5 protein-coding genes are annotated in these 6,254 nt (G+C 63.1%); 3 read left to right on the forward strand and 2 right to left on the reverse strand.

Annotated elements, in window-relative coordinates:
- Positions 1–80 precede the first annotated feature (80 nt).
- Positions 81–1,679: a phosphoglycerate dehydrogenase gene (serA, locus tag SM766_RS11485; RefSeq protein ID WP_368947862.1), complete on the reverse strand. Its 1,599-nt coding sequence runs from the start codon at positions 1,677–1,679 to the stop codon at positions 81–83.
- 142 nt (positions 1,680–1,821) lie between these two features.
- A complete protein-coding gene (locus SM766_RS11490) occupies positions 1,822–2,967 on the reverse strand; it encodes a phosphoserine transaminase (protein ID WP_274829416.1) in 1,146 nt (381 codons plus the stop codon).
- A 259-nt stretch (positions 2,968–3,226) separates the two neighbouring features.
- On the opposite strand from SM766_RS11490, the gene SM766_RS11495 reads away from it, so the two are divergent.
- The 3 genes from SM766_RS11495 to SM766_RS11505 all read left to right on the forward strand — a co-directional run bounded on the left by SM766_RS11495 (position 3,227) and on the right by SM766_RS11505 (position 6,045).
- Positions 3,227–4,267 (forward strand): AI-2E family transporter, encoded by a 1,041-nt coding sequence (locus tag SM766_RS11495; protein ID WP_368947863.1) that lies wholly within the window; start codon positions 3,227–3,229, stop codon positions 4,265–4,267.
- A 120-nt stretch (positions 4,268–4,387) separates the two neighbouring features.
- Entirely contained in the window at positions 4,388–5,263 is an 876-nt protein-coding gene (gene serB / locus SM766_RS11500) for a phosphoserine phosphatase SerB (RefSeq protein ID WP_368947864.1), read from the forward strand.
- A gap of 59 nt (positions 5,264–5,322) precedes the next feature.
- Positions 5,323–6,045, forward strand: a complete 723-nt coding sequence (locus tag SM766_RS11505; protein WP_368947870.1) for a TSUP family transporter — start codon at positions 5,323–5,325, stop codon at positions 6,043–6,045.
- The last annotated feature ends 209 nt before the right edge of the window (positions 6,046–6,254 follow it).

Raw genomic sequence — 6,254 nt, forward strand, 5'->3', positions numbered from 1 at the left:
CGGCACGCAGACCAACGGAACATGAAAAAGCCGCCCCCAAGTGAAGGGGCGGCTTCTCCGATTTCAGGCCATAAGGCAGGTTATTTGACGTCGAATTGCAGCGGCTTGATCTGGTTGAACAGGCCGGTTTCGGCCAGTTTGGCGCGCGCCTCGGCCGGGACCAGACCGTCGACATACAGGAGCGCGATCGCTTCACCACCAGCCACAGCGCGGCCCAGGGTAAAGTTCGCGATGTTGACGCCGTGATCGCCCATGGTCTTGCCCAGGGTACCGATGATGCCCGGCACGTCGTTGTTGGTGGTGTAGAGCATGTGCTCACCCACTTCGGCGTCGATGTTGATGCCCTTGATCTGGATGAAGCGCGGCTTGCCATCCGAGAACACGGTACCCGCGATGGAGCGTTCACGCGTCGGGGTCGCCACGGTCACCTTCACGTAGCCTTCGAATGCGCCGGACTGTTCCTGGTTGGTGGTCGAGACTTTGATGCCGCGCTCCTTGGCGATCATCGGGGCCGAGACCATGTTCACATCCGGGTTGATCGACTTCATGATCCCGGCAATCAGCGAGCAGTTCAGGGCCTCAAGGTTCATCTCGGACGCGCAGCCATCATAGAGGATGTTGATCGCCTTGATCGGCTCGTCATCGGTCATCTGGCCGATGAAAGCGCCCAGATGTTCGGACAGCTTGATCCAGGGACCCATGACCTTGGCTTCTTCAGCCGTCACCGAGGGCATGTTGAGGGCGTTCTCGACGGCGCCGGTCAAGAGGTAGTTCGCCATCTGCTCGGCCACCTGCAGGGCGACGTTTTCCTGCGCTTCGGTGGTGGCGGCGCCCAGGTGCGGGGTGCAGACCACGTTGGGCAGATTGAACAGCACGTTGTCCTTGGCTGGCTCTTCCGAGAAGACGTCAAAGGCCGCACCGGCAACGTGACCGGATTTCAGTGCTTCCGCCAGTGCCTCTTCATCGACCAGGCCACCGCGGGCACAGTTGATGATCCGCACGCCCTTCTTGGTCTTGGCGAGGTTTTCAGCCGACAGGATATTCTTGGTCTGATCGGTCAGCGGCACGTGCAGGGTGATGAAGTCGGCGCGGGACAGCAGTTCGTCCAGCTCGACCTTTTCGACACCCATCTTGTCGGCCTTCTCCTGACCCAGGAAGGGGTCATAGGCAACGACTTTCATCTTGAGGCCACGGGCACGGTCACAGACGATGCCGCCGATGTTGCCCGCACCGATGACGCCCAGGGTCTTGCCGGTGAGTTCAACACCCATGAACTTGGATTTTTCCCATTTGCCCGCGTGGGTAGAGGCGGAGGCTTCGGGGATCTGGCGAGCAACGGCGAACATCATCGCGATGGCGTGTTCGGCGGTGGTGATCATGTTGCCAAAGGGCGTGTTCATCACGATCACGCCTTTTTTCGACGCGGCTTCCTTGTCGATGTTGTCGGTGCCGATACCGGCGCGGCCGATCACCTTGAGGTTGGTGGCGTTCTCGAGGATCTTCTCGGTGACCTTGGTGGCCGAGCGGATGGCAAGACCATCGTAGTTGCCGATCACCTCGGCCAGCTTGTCCTTGTCCTTGCCAAGGTCGGGCTGAAAGTCGACCTCGATGCCGCGATCACGGAAGATCTGAACGGCGGCTTCGGAGAGTTTGTCGGAAATGAGTACTTTGGGGGCCATGTCTGGTGGTCCTTTGTGCGGGGGCCTGTGGAAAGGCCGTCAATTTTGAACGAGGGAAGCGTCCGACCCTGGTGGGTGCAAAGCGCCCTCCTGGAGGAGGGTCGGGCGCTGCCCGGCGGTGCCGCCGGGCGAAGTCACTTGATCAGCCTTGCGCGGCAATCTCGGCCTCAAAGGCCCATTCGAGCCAGGGCAGCATGGCCTCGATATCCGAGGTTTCGACCGTGCCACCGCACCAGATCCGCAGACCGGCAGGCGCGTCACGATAGGCGCCGATGTCCAGCGCGATGTTTTCCGCTTCCAGGCGTTTGGCCACGGCCTTGGCAAAGGCAGCGCCGTCCTTGATGCGGTCATCGGTGAACTTCAGGCAGACCGAGGTGTTCGACAGGGTCGCCGGATCCTTGGCCAGGAAATCGATCCAGTCGTGCAGTTCGACAAAATCGGCAACCGCCTTGGTGTTGGCATTGGCGCGGTTCTGCAGCCCTTCAAGACCGCCAACCGAACGCGCCCAGTCCAGCGCGAAGAGGTAGTCTTCGACCGCCAGCATAGAGGGCGTGTTGATGGTCGCACCGGAGAAGATACCGTCGATCAGCTTGCCGCCCTTGGTCAGGCGGAAGATTTTCGGCAGCGGCCATGCGGGCGTGTAGCTTTCCAGGCGCTCAACCGCGCGCGGGGAGAGGATCAGCATGCCGTGGGCCGCTTCGCCGCCCAGCACCTTTTGCCAAGAGAAGGTGGTCACATCCAGCTTGTCCCAAGGCAGATCCTGCGCAAAGGCAGCCGAGGTGGCATCGCAAAGGGTCAGACCTTCGCGGTCCGCCGGGATCCAGTCGCCATTCGGGACGCGAACACCCGAGGTGGTGCCGTTCCAGGTAAAGACGACGTCATTGGCAAAATCGACCGAGGCCAGATCGACGATCTCGCCGTAGTCTGCGGTCTTGGCGACGGCATCCAGTTTCAGCTGCTTGACCACATCGGTGATCCAGCCGGAGCCGAAGCTTTCCCAGGCGAGCATCTCAACGCCGCGGGCGCCCAGCAGGCTCCACATGGCCATTTCCATGGCACCGGTGTCCGATGCGGGCACGATGCCGATCTTGTAATCAGCGGGGATCCCCAGAACTTCGCGGGTGCCTTCGATGGCAGCCTTCAGCTTGTCCTTGCCGACAGCGGCACGGTGCGAGCGGCCCAGAGGCGCATCTGCGAGTTTGGTCAGATCGAATGTGGGGGGTTTGGCACAGGGGCCCGAGGAAAAACGCGGATTGGCCGGCCGCGTAGCCGGTTGCTGGTTAGCCATTGATGCTATCCTTCCAGATAAATGCCCCTCGTTGGGGAGGGGTGTCCCACGGACGGAGCTAAGGCCTGCCGCGCGGCCGCGCAATACGCAAAACGACAGATTGCGGCGATCTGGCGCGCAATTGCGACCCCTCCTGACGCCTTTCGGAAACTTTCCACCCCGGATCGGCACCCGATCCGCCCCGTACAGGCTCTGTCATTGCGGCGAGGTATGGGATGCTGTTGTCTGTCTCCATGGTGTTTCGAATCGGATTTCGCGGATGAGCAAACTGGCGCTGGTGACCTATTCCTTTGCGCTGCTGCTGATGGTGGGCTGGCTGCTGACCGCCGGTCAGGCCGTGCTGCTGCCGATCCTCGTGGCCGTGATCGCCGTCTACATCCTGACCACCGCCGCCGAGGTTCTGGCCGATGTGCCAGGGTTCGGCCGACTGCCCCGTACTGCGCGGCGGCTGCTGGTGCTGCTGGCCATCCTTGCCGCCTTCATGGTGCTGGCCTCCTTCATTACGGCCAGCGCCACGGCGATCTCTGCCGCCCTGCCGCAATACGCCGCCAATCTCGATAAGCTGCAGCACGATTTCCTGACCTATCTCGGCGTCGACGAGGTGCCCAGCTGGGCCAACCTGGGCGAAAGCCTGCTGGACCTGATCGACGCCACCACGCTGATGCCCGCGATGCTTGCCACCATCAGCAACGGCGGCACCCTGATCGTCAGCGCCGCGCTATACGCCGTGTTCATCCTGACGGAACTGGACCGGCTGCCGGAAAAGACCCTGATGGCGATGCGCGAGCCGGAAGATGCCGAGCGCACACTGGAGCTGGCCCGCAAGATCAACGACAAGATCGGCGGGTATCTGGCAGCAAAGACGCTGGTGAACGTCATTCTGGGGCTGGTGTCCTATGCGATCCTTCTAATGCTGGGGATTGCCCACCCGGCCTTCTGGGCGATCCTGATCGGGCTGCTCAATTACATTCCCTATATCGGCTCGATCATCGCGGTGTTCTTTCCGGTCACCATCAGCCTGATCCAGTTCGGCTCCTTCGGCCACGCGGCGCTGGCGCTGGTGACGCTGATGACGCCCCAGATGATCATCGGTTACTACGTTGAGCCGAAATACCTTGGGCATTCGGTCAACCTCAGCCCGTTCTCGGTTCTTCTGGCGCTGGCGCTCTGGACCGAGCTTTGGGGCATGACCGGCGCCATTCTTGCGGTGCCACTGACCGCGATGGTGATGATCATCCTCGCGGAAATCCCGACCACCCGCTGGCTGGCAGTGCTGATGTCCCAGAACGGCAAGATCTGACCCCCCAGCACATGCAGGCATGCGCGATTGGCCGCAGGGGCTGGCCCCGGCGATCCCGCCTCGCTATGACATGCCGCAATTCACCCTGTTCCTGTCTCTCCCCCGCTCCGGAGCCTGCCTATGTATACCGTCACCCTGCTTTGCAATCCTGCGGCGCCCTGCCTTGAGGCGACCCTGGTCGAGTCCCTGCGCAATGCCTGGGGCGGCGGCGAGGCCCAGTGGCTGGCCCCCGACGTGGCCGCCGAGTTTGTGCTGGAAACCCTGCCGGACAACCAATGGGACGTCTGGCAGGATCTGCAGAACATGGCTGTCGATCTGGTCATCCAGCCGACCGAGGGACGCCGCAAACGCATGCTGCTGGCGGATATGGATTCCACCATGATCCAGCAGGAATGCATCGACGAGCTGGCAGAGGTTGCTGGCGTCGGGGAGCGGGTGAAAGACATCACCGCCCGCGCGATGAACGGCGAACTCGATTTCGAAGGTGCTCTGACCGAACGGGTCGGCCTGCTGAAGGGCCTGCCCGAGGGCATGATCACCGAGGTTCTGAACACCCGCATTACCCTGATGCCGGGCGGGGCAGAGCTCGTCGCCACGATGAAGGCAAACGGCGCCTATACGGCGCTGGTCTCGGGCGGGTTCACCGCCTTTACCGCGCGGGTCGCGGGCCAGCTGGGCTTTGACGAAAACCGCGCCAATACCTTGTTGACGGCAGAGGGCACACTGACCGGGGATGTGGCCCGCCCGATCCTGGGACGCGAGGCCAAGGTCAACGCGCTGGAAGAGATCACCGCCCGGCTGGGTCTGACTGAGGCGGAGGTGATCGCCGTCGGGGATGGTGCTAATGATCTTGGCATGCTCAGCCGTGCGGGCGCAGGCGTTGCGCTGCACGCCAAGCCGTCGGTGGCGGCGGAATGTGATATCCGGATCAATCACGGGGATCTCACTGCGCTGCTTTATGTGCAGGGCTATGCCCGCAGCGATTTCCAGGCCTGATAGACGTGCTCGACCTATTGCCCGGCTTTGAGGTCGGGATCGAAACCCTTCTGCTGTTGATGACAGCCGGGTTTCTTGCCGGGTTCATCGATGCCGTCGCCGGGGGCGGCGGACTGATCACGGTTCCCGTGCTGCTGATCGCGGGAGCCAACCCGGTCACAGCCCTGGCCACCAACAAAATTCAGGGCCTGTTCGGCGCCGCCACCGCCGCCCTGTCCTATGCCCGCGGCGGTCATGTGGACCTGCGTCGGCAGGGGGGGGCAGCGCTGATCGCCTTTGTCGCAGCGATCGCCGGGGCGCTTCTGGTCTCGGTTCTGCCGACAGAGTGGATCCGGATGATCCTGCCACTGCTGCTTATCGGAATCGCGGTCTTCTTTGCCACCAAGAAGGGGCTTGGCGATATCGACCGCGCGCGCCGCCTGTCACCTGCCTTGTTCGCAGGTACCATGGTGCCGCTCTGCGCAGCCTACGATGGGCTGCTGGGACCGGGTGCGGGCAGTTTCTACATGCTCGCCTTCGTGTCGCTGGCGGGCTACGGCATTCTCAAGGCAACGGCCCATACCAAGCTGCTGAACCTCGCCTCGAACGCCGGGGCGCTGGTCGCCTTTGCCTTTGTCGCGACGCCCTGGTGGATGACCGGACTGGCCATGGGTCTTGCGCAGATCGCAGGGGCGCGGCTGGGCGCCGGGCTGGCTCAGAAGATTGGCGCTCGGTTGATCAAACCGCTGCTGGTTCTGACTTCGGTGGCGCTGGCGATGAAACTGATCTTCGACATGCTCTAAAGGCAGAACCCCGGGCCGACGAGAAGGCGCGCCATATAGCGTCCGGGCCTCTCCCGCGCCCACAGGTGCAACGGCCCTGGTGCCGTCACCCCATGACGGCCTTGGGCGTGGCGCCGCGCCACGCGCGGCGCCCCGCCCCACCGGAGGGCGGCTGTTGAAAAGCGGTACCACGGGGGGGTGGCCGCCCCTGCGCGTCAGCATGCCCGGTC

This window comes from Pseudophaeobacter sp. A-200-2, assembly GCF_041008815.1.
Taxonomy (GTDB): domain Bacteria; phylum Pseudomonadota; class Alphaproteobacteria; order Rhodobacterales; family Rhodobacteraceae; genus Phycobacter; species Phycobacter gallaeciensis_A.